Source organism: Myxococcales bacterium (assembly GCA_016706225.1).
Taxonomy (GTDB): domain Bacteria; phylum Myxococcota_A; class Polyangia; order Polyangiales; family Polyangiaceae; genus JADJKB01.
In genome coordinates, this window is the sequence record JADJKB010000003.1 from 1,211,817 (window position 1) to 1,230,462 (window position 18,646).

The window sequence follows — 18,646 nt, forward strand, 5'->3', positions numbered from 1 at the left end:
GCGAGGTGGAGGTGGGGAGTCCATTGACTGCGGCGCCGATCCAGATCGCGTACACGAATCTGTTTGCGGCGCTGCTGGTGCAGTACCCGCTGATGCTGCTCTTCCCGCTGGTGCTCGGCTTCCAGCTTCGAAAGCGCGTCGGCCCACGCCTGGCTCTGTTCTGGATCGGCGGCGCCACGTTCGTGGCGTCTCAGCTCGTGCATCTGCCGTTGAACTTCGCGCTCGGACTGCTCGGCCCGCCGCGCGGGGTGGCCCTCCTGCCGCTGCCGATCGTGGGGCTCACCGCCGGTCTGTCGGCGGGCTTGTGTGAAGAGCTCGCTCGCTACGCGGCGCTGCGCTGGGTGGTGAAGGACCGCGGCTGGCCCAGCGCTCTGCAGCTCGGTGCCGGCCACGGCGGGGTCGAATCCATCATCTTCGGCCTGCTCGCCCTCACCACCTTGCTCAACGTCCTGATCGCGCCCTACGCGGCCGCCCTCGGCTTGCCAGTGGACGATCAGGCGGTCTTGCGTCACGCGGCTCGCACCTACTGGGCGGCACCTTGGTTTCACCCGGTCCTGGCTGGCTGGGAACGGGTGTGTGCGATCACGTTCCACATCGGTGCCAACGTGCTGGTGATGCGCGCCGTGACCCGGCGACGCCTCGGTTACCTCGCCTTGGCGATCGTGCTGCACGCAGCCCTCGATGCGCCCGTGGTCTACGCGGGCGAGATGGGACTCTTCTGGCTCTACGCCCTGATCACGGCCGCGGCTGCGGGCATGTTGATGGTGAGCATCACGTTGCGAGACGACGGCGAGCACGGGCGCGCCCACGGCGGGAGCTTGAAACACCCGAAGAAGGCGCTTGCCCTGACCTTGACGGTCGTGGTTGCACTGCTTTTCGCCAACACCTTTCGCGCCGCGCCCCTGCCCGTCCCTGCGCCGCTGACTGGCCCCGCGCCGCCCGCGTCGCCGCCGGTGGGCATGACCATCCACCAACTGCCTACCGGGACCACACATCGTAACGCCGCGTTCGCCTATCGCGGCGGGTCCTTCGGCGACAAACGCGAGTTCGCGATGACCGCGGTGCTGGTCAAACATCCGCGCGGCGATCTGCTCGTCGACACGGGACTCGGGCGTAACGCCGACGCGCACCTTCGCACGATGCCGGCCTGGTTCCGGGCGATCACGCTTCATGTGCGCGAGCGCCCCGCCGCCGACCAACTCGCCGACGCGGGCTACGACAAGAAATCTCTGCGTGCGATCCTCATCACCCACGCGCACTGGGATCACGTGAGTGGCATCCCGGACTTTCCGGGCACACCCGTGTGGGTCACCGCGGAGGAGCGGCGATTCATCCAAGAGGGAGGCTGGATCTCCGCGCTCGCGCGCAGCTTCAGCGGGGTCCGGTACGAGGAGTATGACTTCGAGCGCGGCGCCTACCTGGGCTTTCCCCGCAGCCACGATGTCTACGGCGACGGCGCCATCGTGGTGGTGCCCGCACCGGGTCATACGCCGGGCTCAGTGATTGTGTTCCTGACGCTGCCTGAGGGCAGGCGCTACGCGCTGGTTGGGGATCTGGTGTGGCAGCTCGAGGGGATCTCGCTGCGTGAGGAACGACCCTGGCTCCAGCGGACGCTCGCGGACTCCGACGCAAGCCGCGTCCGCGAAACCCTGTCCAGAATGTCGGCGATCGCGGCGCGCTTCCCCGAGCTCGTGCTCGTGCCCGCGCACGACCAGCGCGGCTTTGCCGGGATGCCCAGGCTCGACAGCGCCAAGTGATGTGAACCAGCGGGCGTGACTCTGAGCCCCGGGCCCGCGATCCCATCAAGCAAAAAACAGCTTCAGGCTGACACGCTGTGACTTCTTCGGGGTGAGCCGGATGGTCAGCACTTCTCCGGCTCGGGTGACGACGGCATCACCGACCTCCGACTGGGTCAGGACGTCGCCGGTCGGCGCAAACACCCGGAACCGGTACTCGAACGGCACCGCGCCCGCCTCACCCTGATCCACATCGAAGACCAAGGTCAGGCTGCGCTCCGATGCGTCCCAGCTCTCCGAGACCAGATCCGTCGCGCCCTGAGTGAAGTGCCGGTTGTGTCCGAGAAACTGAGGGTGACCCGTCTTCTCTCGAAGGGCGACCAGCGCGTGTCCGTGTGCAGCGACCTCGACTTGAAGCGTGCCCTTCACCGTGCCCAGGAACTTCTCTCCCCAGAACTCGCTGGCGAGATACTCGCGCTCGGGTGACAGCCCGAGGTTCGTGAGGGGAACGCTGTTCGGTCGCGCGGCGTCCGGCATCTTCGTGGGTGTGCCGTCGCTCGTGTAATCGAAATTTCTTCCCCAGTTCAGGAGACCCAGTACCCACCAGCGGGCATCGGAGCCGGCCAGTGTGCCCTCGACAGGGAGCAACCACTGTTCCGGGTACATCCGCGTGAACAGGTCGAGCGGACGCGCTGAGGCCGGGTAGATGGGCAGCAGCTTGCGCCACACCTGGATCTGTTCCGGTGAGAGCCCGCGCAGATCCTCGCCGAACTTCACAATGGAGCCCGTGAGCCCGATGAACGAGCTGAGCGTGATGGCTTCGTCGAGCGTCACGAGCGGCTCCGGGTGGCCCGTGTCGGTCCGGAAGAACAGCAGGTCGTTGTGGGTGACCCAGACGCGATTGTGCAACCAGTAACGCCGCGCCGCGCTCTTCACCGACGACTTGAAATTGCCACCATCACCCAGCAGCGCAAACGGATCGCTCTCTTCCCAGCTTGGACCGGTATCCAGGGTCACCCGCATCGAGTCGACCACTCCGTAGTTCACCCCCATCAGTGCGATGCCCATGTAAAAGACGTCGTCACCGAGCACCTCGCGCACCTCGCGGATGGCGCGTTTGTACACCTCGATGCTGGTCAGCTTCGGGCTGTTGCGGGGGACGTAGGGCAGCGCTTGATAAGCAAAGTCGAGCTTCACCCAGCCCATGCCCCAGTCGTCTTTGTAACGGTGCAGGGTCTGGTTGAGCCACTCGACGCTGGCCGGGTTCGAGAGATCGAGCACGCGTTTGCCGGAACCCGGCGAGAGCAGCGCACCCACCACGTTGTCCTCGGGTTTGGCCAGCAGCTCCGGGCGCTCGGCGGCGAGGGTCGAGTCGAGAGCCACAGTGAACGCGCTGATCCAGAGCCCTGGGATCAGCCCCTTGCTCTTCACGCGCGCGGACCACGCGGGCATGCCCGAGGGGAAACGATCTGTGCGTGGGAACCAGTCACCGTCCGCGAGCTGATAACCGTCATCGACCTGGAAGTAGTCGACACCGAAGGGCGCAAACTCCCGGGCCATCACCTCGAGATTTTCGCCCATGCTGGTCTCGTCGATGTTGGTCCCGAGACCCCCGGTGCCGCTGGAGCCGGTCCAGCTGTTCCAGCCATTCGGGACACGGCGCCCCGCGCCGCGCTGGGTCCAGACCGTGAAACCCTGCCACGCAGCGATGGCATCGGCGTAGCGCTCGAGGCCGGTCTGTGGATCCGCCGCAAACGCGTCCAGGTAGAGCGGCTCGGAATCGACGGACTCTCCGGAGGACAGGAGCTTGCCGGTGAACTCGAGGGCGTTGTCGGCCCAGAGCTCGAGGCCTGCGCGCCCCTCGAACCTCGGCGCGTCGTCTTCGGTGTAACGCGTGCCCAGGGTCGGAAATGAACGCTCGACGCCGAGCGCCCCGGCAACGAACGAACGCCCGCTGTCGAGATCCAAGACCGCGTGGTTCCAGTTACTGACGACGTTCCCGCGGGACTCGATGGGGATGACGGCCGCAACCAGCGAGTTGCGATCCTCGTCCGGGTAGTGAAGCTTGACGTCGACGTCCGCCGCGACGTTCGCTCCATTGTCGAGGATGCGCAGGCGCGCCGGGTTGGCGCCGACGAAGAGCCCCGCGTCGGGCCCCGCGCTGACCAGCGGAGACAGCCGCAAGACCCGCAGCTCCGCGCCGGTTTCGTTGGTCAGTCGCAGCAGACTGAGGGCGATGTCACGCTCGGCGTCGAAGCCGAGGCGCCATTCCAGCACCACCCCCGAGTCCGCACAGCGGCGGCGAAACCCGCGCAGGTGAGCGAACTCGGGCGCGGTGCCGAACGCAGCCTCGTCGACCGCCCATTCCCCAGCGCAGCCCTGCGTCGTGACGGTGTGCTCTGCTCCACCGAGCTCGACCTGAGCCTCGGCCACCGCGCCGCGCAGGAGCATCGCGCCGCCCGACTCTCGCAGATCGAATGTGCCGTTGTGCCGTGGCCGCAAATCGAGGCGGCCTGAAGGCACGCCCACGTCGAGCCGCTCGTCTTCCCCGCAACCAGCCAGAGCCAGCGTGAAGATCAGGGCCGCGCGGCGCATGGGCATCCTCTCTCGGAGCAAGCGTGAGGGCTCGCCCGGTTTTGGCTTCCGCGAATCTACGCGAGATCGCCGAGCAGGTTCAACCGAGCCCCAGAGATACGCGCGTCTTTTCCCGGGCGATGAGCGGCGAGACATGCTGAGCTTCTCCCGATGAGACGACGACGTTTCCTGCTGCGAGCGGCGCTGACCGCCCTGCCGGCCCTGCTCGTCACCGCGTGCCCGACTACGGAACCGCAGAGCCCGCGCACGGTGAGTGGGGAGGCCGGCGTCGCGCCGACCCACACGGCCAGTGAACATCCATCCGAGCTCGACGCCTCGGGGTCGCCCGACGCCGACCCATCCGACGCGGGACTGTCCAAGTTGCCCGCGGCTTTCGCCAAGCTCGGCGGCAGCTGCTCGGTCAGCGACGCGGGCGGAAGCTCCGTCGAGCTGTGTGACGCTTCAGGTCAGGTCGTGGGGATCTCGGCCATGGTCGACACCGTCGATGGTGTGCCACCCGCAGGCGCCGAGGTGATCCGGGTGGAGCCGGAGCGCGAAATGAACCCAGGCCGCTCGCTAGTCGTCGCCCTCGAGCAGGATCGACTCTGGTTCCGCCTGGTCTCGTGCGGAGCGTGTCGCCGCATCATGGGCTGGTCATTCGTGGGTGAGCTGGCCAGGCTCTCCGACGCCCAGCTGCGGGACATCCAGCAACGCCTCGGGTTGCCGCTGAACGTCCCGGCGCTGCGCACGAGCCAGGCCTGGCGGGATGTTTATCGAGACCGTCCGCTGCCGGCCGTGCCGGACGGCTCCGCGCCGCACGCCAAACCCCTTTCGGCACCACCCGGCGTGCCGGGCGAATGCATGAATCCGCCACCTCACGTGCCTACGCCGGTGAAGTGCAAGAACCTGAAATGAAATGCAGTTGAGCCTAGCGCCCAAGACCCGTACCGGTGCGCCTCGCGATTGGCGGCCGAGCATCAACCACTGAACCACGTGGAGCGATCCGGCGCAGACCCGACTCGGGCATTGACCCGACCTCGAACTCTGCGAGTCGCCCCGCTGCGAACTCCAGATGTTTTGCGTGAGTGCCGAGGATCAAGAATCGTTGCTCGGAGCTGGTGGTCCAGATCGGCCCGTGTTCGTAGGCAACGTCGAAGGAACCCAGCTCGGATGCGGCGCCGACGAAGAAGGGATCGGCCTGCTCGTCATGGAAGATGATCCACGACGCTCTTGCCAGCCCGGGCACCGCCTCCTCGAGCACTCGCCGGGTTTGCAGGACGGCCAGCGCAAGGGGATTGGTTCGTGTCAACAGGACGAGCGGCGCGATCCCGTTGCCGGCCACCGCCGGCATGCGGCGGATGTGGTTCGTGAACCGTTCGACGGTCCAGTCTCGACCTTCGGTAATGCGTTGCAGATCTGCGCCGCAGCGGAGCAGGAGGTCCGTGCAGCGCTCGAGCACCGCGGAATGCGCAGGCAAACCGTGCGGGCACAGCGTGAGCCGAATTCGAGGCAGGGTCAGGCTTCAAGTATGTCGCAAAGCGGAGCAAGGTGAGCTGATGGGGATCAACTGGGTCCAGCAAAATTCGCGCCCGAGCGGCTCGCTCAGGGGCTCCTTGGGTCGGGTCTTCCGTCTGCAGCAACGGATCGAATCCGCAGTACTACCGCGCGCGTCGGAGTGGTAGGGGCCGCGCCGATCGAGTGCGACCCGATGTCACCGGCGAACTTCCGCAGCTATTTCAAAGTCTACCAGCGCTCCAGTGGCAAGGGCGCCAGGTGTCCGTGAGCGCGCCCTCGCAGCCCCGGACCACGAAGCTCAGTGCGCGCCCTTTTTTGGCCGCAGCGGCAACCCCTCGGTGACGTGCTGGTTCCAGGTCGCCGGGGCGAAGCCGTTGTCGACCGGCACCATGCTGATGCAGTCGGGCACCGGGCACACGATCTTGCACAGGTTGCAGCCCACACACTCACTCTCGTCGATGACCGGCACTCGCGTGGCGTCGCCGTTCGTCTCTTTGGACTGGTGAATGCACTGATGCGCGCCGTCGTGACACGCCACCACACACAGCTGGCAGCCGATGCACTTCTTGGCGTCGATCTTGGCGATGGTCTCGTAGTTGAGGTCCAGATCTCCCCACTCCGAGAAGGCCGGCACAGCTTTCCCCACCAGCTGATCCAGCGTGTCGAAGCCGTGGCTGGCCATGTACTCGTCGAGGCCTTCGATCATGTCCTCGACGATGCGGTAGCCCTTGAGCATGACCTCGGTGCAGACCTGCACGCTCGAGGCGCCGAGCAGCATGAACTCGACCGCGTCCCGCCAGTTGGTGATGCCGCCGATGCCGCTGACCGGGATCTTGAACTCGCCGGAGCGGGTGAGGCGCGCGAGCATGTGGAGTGCGATGGGTTTGACCGCAGCGCCACAGTAGCCGCCGTTGGTGCTGAGGGAGCCGACGCGCGGCTCCGGCACGAAGCGGTCGATGTCGACGGCGATGATGCTCTTGATGGTGTTGATCAGAGAGACGCCGTGCGCGCCGCCCTTCTGGGCCGCCAGGCCGTGGGGCAAGACATCCGAGACGTTGGGCGTCAGCTTCACGAGCACCGGCACCGTCGAGTACTCGACGGCCCAGGAGGTGATGCGCTCGTTGACCAGTGGTTCCTGGCCGACTGCGGAGCCCATGCCGCGCTCACACATGCCATGGGGGCAGCCAAAGTTGAGCTCGAGGCCGTCGGCGCCGGCGTCGATCGAGCGCTTGATGATGTCCTTCCACTCTTCCTGCGTCTCGACCATCAGCGAGACGACCACGGCGTGTTTCGGGAACTTCTTCTTGGTCTCGTAGATCTCGCGGAAGTTCACCTCCAACGAACGGTCGGTGATGAGCTCGATGTTGTTGAAACCGATGGCCCGCGTGCCCGAGTAGTTGATGGCACCGAAGCGGCTCGACACGTTCTGAATCGGCTGCCCCAGCGTCTTCCACACCGCGCCGCCCCAGCCCGCGTCGAACGCACGCTGCACCTGGCCGCCGGAGTTGGCTGGCGGCGCCGAGGCGAGCCAGAACGGATTCGGCGAGCGGATGCCCGCGCAGTTCGTGGTCAGATCAGGCATTTTTGCCTCCCAAGTGCGAGTGAATGGCCTGCGCCGCGGCCTTGCCTTCGGCCGCGGCGTTCACGACTTCTTTGCCACCGTTGCGACAGTCGCCGCCGGCGTACCAGCCCTTGCGCCCGGTGGCACCGTGTTCGTCGGTGACGACCCGACCCTTTTTGATCTCGATGCCCGAGTGAGGCAAGCTGCTCACCGAGCGTGGACTGACCGATGGCCATCAGCACGAGCTCCGCAGCCACGTTGAACTCACTGCCCGCGATTGGCTTCTTGTTTTCGTCCATGCGCACACACCGCGCGCGCTCGACCTTGCCGCTGCCCTCGAAGGCGACGGGCACGGCCTGGAACAACGCGGAGACCCCTGCCTCCCGCGCCGCGCTCCACTCGTGGCGGTACCCCGGCATCTTCGGCTCTTGTCCACGGTAGACGAGAGTGACGTTCGGCACACCGAGCACCATCAGCTCGCGCACACCATCGATTGCAGTATTGCCGCCGCCGATCACGAGCGCGTGTTTCACGCCTTGCAGCGGCAGCTTGCCGAGTTTCATGCGTTCGATCAGCTCGACGGCGCCGTGGATACCCGGCAGCTCTTCGCCTGGCACCCCGAGGCGGGTGTCCGGACCGAGCCCGACACCCACGAAGACGGCGTCGTGTTTCTTCTCGAGCTCTTCGAACGCGTGCGACTTGCCGATTTCGACGCCGGTTTTCACGTCGATGCCCCCGATGGCGAGCACCCACTCGGCCTCGTCGACCGAGCGATCTGCGCGCATTTTGTAGGGGGCGACACCGGTGGTGTTGAGGCCACCGATGACCTCTCGCTTTTCGTAGATGGTGCAGGCATGGCCCATACGCCGAAGCTCGTGGGCCGCCGCGAGGGAGGCCGGGCCTGCGCCGATCAGCCCCACACTCTTGCCGGTCGGCTTGCCAGCTTCGAAGAAGCGCCAGCCCTTCTCGTAGGCCTGGTCGGTGGCGTACCGCTGCAGCTTGCCGATCTGGATCGGCGGCACACCCATGGCGTTGTAGACGCAGTCGCCAACACACAGGACCTCGACCGGGCAGACCCGCGCGCAGCTCATGCCCAGGATGTTCGCGTCGAAGATGGTGCGGGCCGAACCCTTGACGTTCTCCGTGGCGATCTTGCGGATGAACTCCGGCACGTCGATGTGCGTGGGGCAGGCCTTGGTACAAGGCGCGTCAGAGCAGTAGAGGCATCGGTTCGCCTCGACCGCAGCCTGGTGCGGCGCGTACTCGTGCTTGAAGTCGCTGAAGACGCTCTCGCTCCGCTCGGTCGGTATCGGCTTCGACATCATTCCTCCCTAGTCGGAGATCCGCGCAGCATAGACGAAAAACATTTGCGCCATCATCCGCTGATCTTGCCCCACGGCAGCCCCTTCTTGGCGGCCACCTTGAAGCTGAAGACCCCCACGGTGATCAGCTCGAGGCGCTCCCGCAGGCACTCTTTGCAGGCAAATGCCGCGGCCCCGCTGCTCGACACCGAGGCAACGGCGTCAGCCTCGCCGCCGCACAGATCACAGCGGGCTACCACGCTCGGGTCCTCGGCCGCCTGCTCGTCGCGCAGCGTGCCGCGCGCGTGGACGCGGATCTCGATGGGGCTCTTCGGCATCAGTCTTCCTCCCGCACTCTTGCGCATAACACCACGAGAAAGCCGCCGCGCCGACGAAAATCCGGCCGGGACGGCTGGTGTGCTCGGGACCTGCGCGGCGAGCCGTGGGACAGCCCTTGTCCGGCGCCCGCATCGGTGGCATTGGGCGGCCACGGCTGCTCGGTCAGCCGGGAGGAGTGCGAGAGAGACCGTGCCTTGTGTCTGCGGAATTGGCGAGTCCACCGAAACCCACTGCTTGCCCGTGATCAAGGGCGAGAAGGGCGCCGACACGGCCGAAGCGCTGATGCGAGCGCGCTACGCGGCGTATGCCCTGGGCGAGGTGGACTTCGTTCTGAACTCCCACACGCCGGAGGCCGGCAAGGACGTCGACCGCGAGCAGACGGAGGCGTGGAGCAAGAGCGCCAAGTGGCTCGGGTTGGAGGTGCTGGCGACCGACGCCGGCGGACCGAGCGACGAGACGGGCACGGTCGAGTTCGTCGCTCGTTACAAGATCAAGAACGTCACGCTCGAGCACCGTGAGCGCGCCAAGTTCGAGAAGCGGGAAGGCAAGTGGTTGTTTGCTGACGCCGAGCAAATTGCCGGACCGCCCGTGAAGAACGAAGGCCCGCGCATCGGGCGCAACGATCCGTGCACCTGCGGCAGCGGCAAGAAGTTCAAGAAGTGTTGCGGCAAAGCCGCGTGACACCGGGACAGCTGGAGCAGATTGCGCTCTCGGTAGCGCGAGAGGCTGGAGCCGTGGCGCTGAGCGGGTTCCGCCGGCGCATGGACGTGGCGGAGAAGGGCATCCACGATCTGGTGACCGAGTTCGACCTGGCGTCGGAGCGGTTGATCCGCGCACGCCTCTCGGAGCTCACTCCCGACCTGGCAGTGGTCGGGGAAGAAGAGGGCGGTAACCGCGCCGGCGAGTGTGTCTGGTATTGCGACCCCATCGACGGCACGACGAACTACGCACACGGTCACCCGATCTGGTGCGTGAGCATCGGCCTGATCGAGGGGGAGCTTCCGGTTGCGGGGGCGGTGGTGGCCCCAGCCCTCGGCCTCGAATGGAGCGGGCACCGCGACGGACCGGCGCTCCGCAACGGAGAGCGGTGCAGCGTCAGCGATACCCGGTCCCTCGAACAGTCGCTGCTCGCCACGGGATTTCCGCGGGATCGCGGCCATGCGCCGGGCAACAACTTCGCAGCATTCACTCGGGTCAAGCAGGCTTGCCAGGGGGTCCGGCGCTGTGGCGCTGCAGCCATGGATCTGTGCTGGGTCGCTGACGGGACGTACGACGGATACTGGGAACGCAGCCTGAACCCATGGGATCTGGCGGCGGGATCGGCGATCGTTCTGGCGGCGGGTGGGCGCTTGTCCCACCTGAACGGCGGTCCGACGCGCTTGGCAGAAGGACACATGATCGCCAGCAACGGCCACATCCACGAGGCGCTCGCCGCCAGGGTGCTCGAACCCGCTTGAGCGCAGTTGCGCTCCCGTCATCTGGCCCCGGTCCTCAACCTCTGCGATCCTCTCGGTCTCGCGATGCCGGGTGGTAGCTCGAAAGACGGGTCTGACGACGACCCGATGGAGTCATCCAAACCCACTCGTGGGCCGCTGCCGCTATCGGACCACTATCGGCCGACGGTGCCCGCGCCCAAGGTCCCGCTGCCCGCCGCTGCGCACCAACCAAAACCGGCGCCGCGCCCGGATCGCGCCTCGTTCTCGGACGAAGATCCGACGGCGGTGTTTCCGAAAGCCGCGCGCTTGCCGGCAGAGGGCGACGCCTTGCATGGGCGCCGCGGGGCTCAGAGCGTGGAGACCAGAAAGCCGAGCTCTCCGCCTCCGAAGGTCTCCGCATCGCCGCCGCTGCGCGAACGGGGTCCCCCGCCGCCGTTCGGTGACGGCCCTCCTCCGATCCCACGCGACGACTCGCGCGCGTTCCGCATGAGTCAATTGCCACGCGGCGACGACTCGCGGCGCGACGACTCGCGCTCGTTCCGCATGAGTCAACTGCCGCGCGGCGACGACTCGCGCGCGTTTCGGATGAGCCAGCTCGCCCGGAAACGTCCAAAGGGGCGTCCTGGCGAACCCACGGTGCTCATGGTCGGTGCGCCAGAGACTCTGGGCGCGGCCATCGAGCCGGCCCTCGCGCGCCATCGAGTGCAGGTGATCCGCTGTCGCGCACAAGAGGTCTCCGACGCCGTCATCTATCTGGCCCCCGACCTCGTGGTCCTCGCCGGCGAAGCCGCGCAAGACTCGGGTCAACACATCTTGAGGGCGCTCTCGCTGTCCCCACAGAGCAGCGTGGTTCCGGTCGCGATCCTCGACGACAACACCGAGCTCGAGGCCCGGCTCCGCGCCTTTCGTCACGGCGCCGCGGCCGTGATCCCCCGCTCCGCCAGCATGGACGAGATGGCCGAGCGCATCGCGACCTTGGCGCGGGAGATCCCCGAACGCGAGACGGAGACCCTGGGCGACATCGGTGAAGCCACGCTGCAAGAGCTGGTCGAGGCGCTCGGGCACGAGCTGCGTACGGGCATCCTGAGTGTGCGTCCATCTGGCGACGGCTCGCAGGCCGTGCGCATCGTGCTCGGCGGCGGCCGCGCGTTGACGGATACCATCGACGACTTCGTGGCGCGCGTGAGGGAACACATCGTCACTGCCGAACCGCTGCAATACGAGTTCGACGAACGAGCTGCGGGCACCGTGCAGCTCCTGGGTTCGCTGGACGATGGACCTGTCGATGAACGTGTGGACGTCAAGGGCCTGCGCGTCGTGCTGGCCGATGACGATGCTGCGCGCGCCGATGCCGTGGCACAGGAGCTCCGCGAACGTGGCGTGGATGTGGTCGTCACCGATCTCGATCCGAGTGAAGTGCGCTTCCACCGCATTCGCACCATGGACCCCGCGGTGCTCTTGATCGGTGAACAGCAGGCCCACGGCGACGGCTACGAGCTGATGCGTCGCATGCGCCGCGACACACGCCTGCGCTGGGCGTCACTCCTGGTGGTGCGCTGGGAAGAGGTGTGGTCGGAGGAGCGCGCCGTGCCCGCCATCGAGCGCATCCTGGGCACACTCTCGGCGCTGGCCGAGCCCGAGCGTGCGTTGGCCGAGCGGGCCGACTCGCGCGCGGCCTTCGACACTCGCTTCGAGATCACCGGCCCTGCGCGCTTGATCCGCGGTCTTGCGGCGGCGACCACGGCCGTGCGCGCCACGATCCAGAATCCCCGCCTGCGCGTGCGCATCGACGTGTCGGAAGGACTGGTGGTGGGTGCCAGCGGCGAGGTGCTGCTGCCGGAGCAGCGGGATCTCTCGGGGCCCGTCGCACTCGCCGCGCTGATGGTGGTCTCCAGCGGTCGGGTCCACGTCGAACCAACGGAGCAGCCGGCAACGACCAACCTGATGACGACGCCGGACGTCGCGCTGAACATGGCGGACGCCGAGCCACCGCCGATTCCACCGAGCATGCCGATGCCGGCGGCGCAGGAGCGACCCCATCGCCGACGCTCCGAAAGGCCGCCGCTCTCGACGGCGAGCCGACGCAAGAGGAAGTCCCAGAATGCCCTCGGCACCTTGGGCTACGGCGCTGCGGGCCTGGTCGGCGTGCTCGTCGTCGGCCTGGTCGTCGCGCTCGCGATGAACAAGCGCGAGAGCCCGAAGCCGGCGAGCACGATGGTGGTGCGGGAGTTGGCACCCGCGACCAGTGCGAGCGCCGCGCCGAACTCCACGACCAAACGAGCCATGATCGCCAAACCGCCGCCGGTCACGATCCAGGAACCCGCCGCGATACCCCAGGAAGAAGCTGACGCGCTGACCCAGGCGCCGACCTGCGAGAAGCTGCTCGGCAACATGCCGCCGAGCCCCGGCGTCTACCCCGGTGCTGCCTACGACCAGGTTCGCGGCGCGCGCAAGGAGCTAGCCCGGGGCGACATGGACGCGGCAGCCGGCGCGTACTGTCGTGCGATTCGCTTCGACCCCAAGAACCAAGAGGCCCACGCCGGCCTCGCGCGGGTGTTACTGGGCCGTCGGGACGCAAAGGCCGCGGTGCAATGGGCGCGCGAGGCCGTGAAGCTGAAGCCCGAGGACTCGGGCGCACAACTCTTGCTCGGCGACGCCCTCGCATTGTCGGGTGATCTCGAGAAGGCCGCGGATCCCCTCCTGCTGGGCAACGGCATCGCCGTCTCGGACCAGGCCGGGCGCGAGAAGCTGGTCCAGGCCCAGCTGAAGCTCGGGACGGAAGCCGCGCGAAAGCAGGACAACGCCGCGGCCGAGCGCGCGTATCGGCGAGCCCTCGTTCTGTCACCGGAGCGTGGGGTGGCGGCAGCCGGCATCGCTCGGGCGCTGCTCGAGCAGGGACATTTCAAGGCCGCGGTCCAGTGGGGCAGTCGAGCGACTCAGCTCGATCCCAAGTCCGCGCTGGCGTTCGTGACGTTGGGCGATGCGCACTCGAAGAACGGCGACAAGAGTCAGGCGTCCGCGGCTTGGAAGAAGGCGGCGGAGCTCGATCCCAACGATCCGGCCGCACGCGCCCGGGCAATGACCAGCGAGTGACAGCGTCGAGCGCGCGACGCGCCGAACCAGCCTCAGCGATCTGGATCGCCAAGGTACTCGAAGTGCATGGTGTCTTCGAGCGAGTCGTGACCGAGCCAGTGAAACCCGTGCTGCTCGAACGCGCCGATCCAGCACGAGGTGAGCTCGGTCTTTTCGTAGACGCTCTTCTTCTGCCCCTGGCAGGCGCGATGGCTGGGCCACGGGTCGACGCACCCGCAGCACGGGTTGCGATCGGGATCGATGTCGATGGCGATCCCGAACATGTGGTTGGAGACCTCACCCCCACGATAGGTGTTCGCCTCGCGAAAGCCGCCGATGGCGCGGGGCACGTAGCGCCTGCCCTTACCGCTGCATTTCGTACGAATGGTGCGCTCGACACAGCGCAGCTTGGGTACGACCTTCTTGTGCAAGCGGATGCGCAGCCCCATGAAGGTCGTCTCCGCGGCCTGTGAGATGGCGCTGTGCTCGGCGTAGGCGTCCAGACCCGCACCTTCGACCCAGCCGTAGCGCTCCGCGCGGAAGCGCAGCGCCTTCTGGTGCACAGCCGGCCGGAGCTGGCCGTTCTTCATGAAATTCTTCCGCACCAAGAACGACCTGGGCTTCTCGCGCTTGCACGTCTTGCCGGACTTCTTCTTGCCGCTCGCACGTCGCGTCGCCTCGGCCCGGCGCGCGGTAGCGCCCTTCTTCGCCCCGGCCCACCCCGTTTCCGGTAGTGCGCTGACGAGCGCGGTGAGCACGAGGCCCCCGCACGCGAGGCGGCGAAAGATCGACATGGGCCGCAACACCTAGCGCAAAAGATCGCCGTCGGCCCAGGAAATCTGGTCCGAATTCTTGGCCCAATGCGCCTCAATCCGCCTAGACGGGGCAGGAGCCGAGCTGGGTGCTAGCGTTTCGCCGCGACGTGATGAAGCTTTACGAAGAGCTGGGGGAGGCGCGTCTGCGCGCCATCATCGATCGTTTCGTGGATCGAGTCGCCGACGACGTGATGATCGGCTTCTTCTTCAAGAACGTCGACCGCGCTCGGCTCAAACAGCGGGAATACGAACACGCGGCTCGGCATTTGGGTGCCGACGTCCCCTACACCGGACGCCCTCTGGACGTGGCTCACGCGCCACACCCGATCATGGGCGGGCAGTTCATGCGCCGGCTCGTACTGCTGAAGACCACACTCGAGGAGCACGCGGTGCCCGCTCACATCATCGAGCATTGGATCACTCACACCGAACGACTGCGCCCGCTGGTCACGCGCGACACGGACGGCGAGTGCCACCCCGGTGTCGCCGCCGAACGCGTGCGCGAGCACTACGCTTCTCTGGGACTCGAAAAGAAGGAAACGTCATGAAGAGAGCCATGCTGCTCGCGGGGATCTGTCTCTCTAGCGCCTGCACCACCGCCGGCTCCAACTGGATGGCGCAACCGCTGCCCGACGAAGAGTTTCCGCCGCCGTCCACCGGCGCGGGGGGCAAGGGTTCGAACCCGAAGAGCCCTGCGACGAGCCCTCGCGGCACGGAGATCCTGACGGGCGACGACTCGGAAAAAAGTGGAAAGAACCTGAGTGACGAGCCGCTGCGCGCCGTGCGCCAGCTGGGCGGCAAGCTCGAGGGCAAGGTCCTCGGCAAGTTCCGCAACACCTACTACGACTTCCCGAGCGAAGCCGATCACAGGGGGCCGTCCGTCGCGCTGAAGAACGCCAAGTGCGAGACGATCAAGGAAGTGCCCAAGGGCTTCTACGAGGCGGTCTGCGTGCAAGGCAGCGGAACCCTGACGGGAGGTCAGACGGTGAGTTTTGCCAAGCGCGACTGCGAGTGCGCGGCGGTGTGCAGCAAGACCAACCAGAAGATCTGCTTCGATGCCCTGGACCCGAAGCAGTTCCCCTACGGTCGCGGGGCCACGGGCGCGCCCATCACGCCGCTCTTCACGGTCGCCGTCGACAGCGACGTCATCCCACTCGGCACGACCATCTACATCCCGGAGCTCGACGGCATGCCCCGGGACGCGGAGTCGTCGGGGCTGCACGACGGCTGTTTCCTGGCTCAGGACCGCGGGCTGCGCGTGAAAGGGAAACACGTCGACGTGTTCACCGGCGGCACGGGCATGACCCGGCTGTGGAACAAACTCGCGCCCAGCAACGATGGCGTCACCGTGGTGCTCGAGAGCCCGAAGTGTGCTCGGGCCAGCAACGACACGCTCACGGCACCCGCGGCCGCGCCGGCTTCGGACTCCGATGACACAAAACGCGAGAAGAGACGCTCGAGGTCGAAATCGAAGAAGATCGGGACGGACGAGTGAGCTCAGTCCTTGCCGTAGATCTTCGCCTGCTGCGCCGCCAGCTCAGTGAAGGCTGACGCAAGCTCGGGGCTCTCTTCGTCCAGCGCCACCGCGACCTTGCTGCGCCAGAGGGTGTTCTCGTCCGCGGTCAGCGCGTCACGTCGCACCACCTTGCCCGACACCGAATGTGCGCCCCCTTCCATCAGGAAGACCGCAAGCTTCACGGCCTGACCGACCTCGAGCGACGCGCGGGTCAAGAGCAGAAGTCCCGTCGCGCTCCCGTCATGCGTGATGGCGGCTTTGACTGGCCCTTCGCCGGTGTCAATCTCGGCGCCAATGTAAGCGGAGTGTCGTTGGGCAATGCGACGTTCGTCGGTCATGGCTGGCGGCGAAACTAACACACTCGCGGTGCTCAAGCCGCGGTCCGTCTCAGCGCTCGGCGGAGCGCGCCACCCACGCGAACCAAGAAACGCACGACGGCGCCTCGCCGCTCGAGGGAGGCGGGCACCTGAAGCAGCACCGGGCGTGGGGGCTCGGTGCGCTCGTCGAAGAAACGCCCGACCTCGGCCGCAAAGGCTGTGGCGCGGTCCAGATGCGGGAAATGCCCGACCCCCGGGTAAGTCAGGAGCTCCGCACCCTCGAGGCATTGCCGAGCACGAATGCCATGGTGGAGCGGGATGATCGGGTCGTGCGTGCCCCAGTGCAGGGCGAGCGGTGGCAGGCGAGGCACCTCGTGGATGCGATCCCAGGTCGCGAGGTACTGACCGAATACGTCCACACAACCGGACACCGTGCGGGTGAAGGCCCGGGCGCTGCCGGGTGCGGAGTTCATCCAGGCGAGGCGGTCGATCTCCTCGGGCTCCGGGTTGCCCATCTCGCCCGCCGCGAAGTTCATCATCGCGCGCGTCCCGAGGTTCATGGCCACCGGTGCGATCAACGGCCCGAGCACCGGGAAAGCAGCCAGCCGCATGCCCACGCCCACTTCGCGCCCCAGACCTCCCGAGGCAACGAGCACCAGCCGCTCGATGCGCGGGGAGTTTTCCAGGAGCAGCCACTGCGCAATGCCCCCGCCAAACGAGTGCCCAACGACCCGCACCCGCTCGACTCCGAGGGAGTCCAGGAATCCGTCGAGGGTGCGGGCGTACCAGGCCAGTGTGTACGGGGCGTCGGGGCGACCCGACAGTCCGTGGCCCGGCAGATCCGGCATGAGGACCCGATGCCTTGCGGCGAGCAGGGGCACGACACGTCGCCAGGTGCGATGCGAGTCACCAAGCCCGTGCAGCATGAGCAGCGGTGGACCCGAGCCCAGCTCACCCCAGGCGATCGACGTGCCCCCCACGTTCGTTGTCCTCGCTACGCCCAGCATCCCAGTCGGGTCGACGTGCATCGGCATCACATTGTGATACATCGTGACACGTTCCCGCGCAAGCTCTGGGCCGGTAACCCGGTGGCAACTCTAGCTCCTGGACCGGAAAATGTACGGAAAACTCCCGCGAAATCGGGTGGCACCGGCTGTGCAAACTCCGGGGTCATGATGACCCGAGGATTGATCGTGCTGGTGATTGGAGCAGCGGGGTGTGGGGGACGAGCTTCCGAGGACAGCGGCCCTCCCGCGACCCCGACGACCGTTGCCCCGAGCCCCGACCGCGCACCCACGGAGCTGCACCCAGCCCCGCAGCGCTCCCTCATCTTCGGAAGTCAGCATTCGTGTCGGGTGGATGCCGAGCACGCGCTCTGGTGCTGGGGTGAGAACTACCAAGGGCAGCTCGGTGTCGGCACCGCGGGCCACGGCAAGCTCGGCGACGAACGCACACGCCCGACGCGGGTGCCCGGTCTCACCAATGTCGTGCGCGGTGACGCCAGCGCTCACCACACCTGCGTCGTGACCGACGACCACCGCGTGCAGTGTTTCGGTTTCAACGGTGAAGGGGAGCTCGGGCAAGGCGCTGCCACGGGACTCGAACAGGATCCGGCTGACTACTCACCGCGCGTCGTCCAGGGCTTCGACGACGTCGTTGACGTCGGGACGGGAAACGGTTTCACGTGCGTGCTCGCCAAGAGTGGCAAGACCCACTGTTGGGGCACCAACTCCGCGGGACAGCTGGGCGCGGGGTTCAGTTCACTCACGGACTCACTCCAGCCCGAGCTCGTGCTCGGCGTCGAAGCCAAGGCACTCGTCGCGGGTTGGGATCACACCTGCGCAGTCCAGTCGTCGGGAAAGCTCGTGTGCTGGGGTACCGGTGACGAGCTTGGTGCCGGCGTCGCGGTCGAGTCTTCTGCGCTGCCCCTCGACGTGAAACTCGACGCGGTGCTCTTCGCTGCGTCGGGAGTGAACCACGTGTGTGCGGTCACCGAAGACGGCGCGCTCTGGTGTTGGGGGTGGGGAGCCGACGGCCAGCTCGGGGTCGACACCGAGCCGGACACGACGCTGACGACGCCAGTGATGCTGCCGCTGACGGGCGTCACCCAGCTTGCGCTCGGGTTTCAGCACAGCTGCGCGCTGGACGCCGCGGGAGCCGTGCGGTGTTTCGGGCAGAATTCCCGAGGTCAGCTCGGAGTGGGCGCACAGCTCCAAAAGAGCGCCAAAGCGCTCCCGGTCTCGCTACCGGAGCCGGCGCTGGAGCTCGCCGCCGGTTGGGATCACACCTGCGCGCTCGGCGTGAGCGGGCGTCTGTATTGCTGGGGCGCAAACGACCGCGGGCAGCTGGGGATCGGCACGATGAGCGAGGGCGAGGCGATTCCGCTCGAAGTTCTGTTCGAGTGAGGGCCGACAACATGCGGCGGCAGCTGCGCCCATTCTGCGCACGGCGCTGGCACTGGCCC

The 18,646-nt window shown here is 67.0% G+C and carries 16 protein-coding genes; 8 read left to right on the plus strand and 8 right to left on the minus strand.

Annotated features, from left to right (window positions below; genetic code table 11):
* Window positions 1-11 precede the first annotated feature (11 nt).
* Window positions 12-1,757: a YhfC family intramembrane metalloprotease gene (locus tag IPI67_06985; GenBank protein MBK7579936.1), complete on the plus strand. Its 1,746-nt coding sequence runs from the start codon at window positions 12-14 to the stop codon at window positions 1,755-1,757.
* Between the two features lie 45 nt (window positions 1,758-1,802).
* Here IPI67_06985 and IPI67_06990 read toward each other — a convergent pair whose 3' ends face one another.
* A complete protein-coding gene (locus IPI67_06990) occupies window positions 1,803-4,331 on the minus strand; it encodes an alpha-galactosidase (protein ID MBK7579937.1) in 2,529 nt (842 codons plus the stop codon).
* A gap of 150 nt (window positions 4,332-4,481) precedes the next feature.
* Here IPI67_06990 and IPI67_06995 point away from each other — a divergent pair, with 150 nt between their 5' ends.
* Window positions 4,482-5,225, plus strand: coding sequence for a hypothetical protein (locus tag IPI67_06995; protein ID MBK7579938.1), 744 nt, complete (start codon window positions 4,482-4,484; stop codon window positions 5,223-5,225).
* A 13-nt stretch (window positions 5,226-5,238) separates the two neighbouring features.
* Here IPI67_06995 and IPI67_07000 read toward each other — a convergent pair whose 3' ends face one another.
* The 4 genes from IPI67_07000 to IPI67_07015 form a co-directional block, all read right to left on the minus strand.
* A complete protein-coding gene (locus IPI67_07000) occupies window positions 5,239-5,787 on the minus strand; it encodes a hypothetical protein (protein MBK7579939.1) in 549 nt (182 codons plus the stop codon).
* A gap of 336 nt (window positions 5,788-6,123) precedes the next feature.
* Window positions 6,124-7,407, minus strand: coding sequence for an NAD-dependent dihydropyrimidine dehydrogenase subunit PreA (gene preA / locus IPI67_07005; GenBank protein MBK7579940.1), 1,284 nt, complete (start codon window positions 7,405-7,407; stop codon window positions 6,124-6,126).
* Entirely contained in the window at window positions 7,395-8,708 is a 1,314-nt protein-coding gene (locus tag IPI67_07010) for an FAD-dependent oxidoreductase (protein MBK7579941.1), read from the minus strand. Before IPI67_07010 ends, preA begins: the two co-directional genes overlap by 13 nt.
* Window positions 8,709-8,761: 53 nt before the next feature.
* Window positions 8,762-9,025, minus strand: coding sequence for a hypothetical protein (locus tag IPI67_07015; protein MBK7579942.1), 264 nt, complete (start codon window positions 9,023-9,025; stop codon window positions 8,762-8,764).
* Window positions 9,026-9,308: 283 nt separating this feature from the next.
* On the opposite strand from IPI67_07015, the gene IPI67_07020 reads away from it, so the two are divergent.
* From IPI67_07020 to IPI67_07030, 3 genes are all read left to right on the plus strand, one after another.
* A complete protein-coding gene (locus IPI67_07020; GenBank protein ID MBK7579943.1) occupies window positions 9,309-9,707 on the plus strand; it encodes an SEC-C domain-containing protein in 399 nt (132 codons plus the stop codon).
* Window positions 9,686-10,483, plus strand: a complete 798-nt coding sequence (locus IPI67_07025) for an inositol monophosphatase (GenBank protein MBK7579944.1) — start codon at window positions 9,686-9,688, stop codon at window positions 10,481-10,483. Before IPI67_07020 ends, IPI67_07025 begins: the two co-directional genes overlap by 22 nt.
* Window positions 10,484-10,588: 105 nt before the next feature.
* Window positions 10,589-13,555, plus strand: a complete 2,967-nt coding sequence (locus tag IPI67_07030; GenBank protein MBK7579945.1) for a tetratricopeptide repeat protein — start codon at window positions 10,589-10,591, stop codon at window positions 13,553-13,555.
* 32 nt (window positions 13,556-13,587) lie between these two features.
* On the opposite strand, the gene IPI67_07035 is transcribed toward IPI67_07030, so the two are convergent.
* Entirely contained in the window at window positions 13,588-14,328 is a 741-nt protein-coding gene (locus tag IPI67_07035) for a M15 family metallopeptidase (GenBank protein MBK7579946.1), read from the minus strand.
* A 131-nt stretch (window positions 14,329-14,459) separates the two neighbouring features.
* Here IPI67_07035 and IPI67_07040 point away from each other — a divergent pair, with 131 nt between their 5' ends.
* Together IPI67_07040 and IPI67_07045 are read left to right on the plus strand one after the other, a co-directional pair.
* A complete protein-coding gene (locus IPI67_07040) occupies window positions 14,460-14,897 on the plus strand; it encodes a group 1 truncated hemoglobin (protein MBK7579947.1) in 438 nt (145 codons plus the stop codon).
* On the plus strand, window positions 14,894-15,844 hold the full coding sequence (locus IPI67_07045; GenBank protein MBK7579948.1) for a hypothetical protein: 951 nt from the start codon (window positions 14,894-14,896) through the stop codon (window positions 15,842-15,844). Before IPI67_07040 ends, IPI67_07045 begins: the two co-directional genes overlap by 4 nt.
* Window positions 15,845-15,846: 2 nt before the next feature.
* Here the strand turns inward: IPI67_07045 and IPI67_07050 are convergent, their stop codons facing one another.
* Both IPI67_07050 and IPI67_07055 read right to left on the minus strand, forming a co-directional pair.
* Window positions 15,847-16,203: a PilZ domain-containing protein gene (locus IPI67_07050; GenBank protein ID MBK7579949.1), complete on the minus strand. Its 357-nt coding sequence runs from the start codon at window positions 16,201-16,203 to the stop codon at window positions 15,847-15,849.
* A gap of 32 nt (window positions 16,204-16,235) precedes the next feature.
* Window positions 16,236-17,216, minus strand: coding sequence for an alpha/beta fold hydrolase (locus IPI67_07055; protein MBK7579950.1), 981 nt, complete (start codon window positions 17,214-17,216; stop codon window positions 16,236-16,238).
* Between the two features lie 138 nt (window positions 17,217-17,354).
* On the opposite strand from IPI67_07055, the gene IPI67_07060 reads away from it, so the two are divergent.
* Window positions 17,355-18,587 carry a hypothetical protein gene (locus IPI67_07060; protein ID MBK7579951.1) on the plus strand — a complete coding sequence of 411 codons (1,233 nt, stop codon included), beginning with the start codon at window positions 17,355-17,357 and terminating at the stop codon, window positions 18,585-18,587.
* Window positions 18,588-18,646 lie beyond the last annotated feature (59 nt).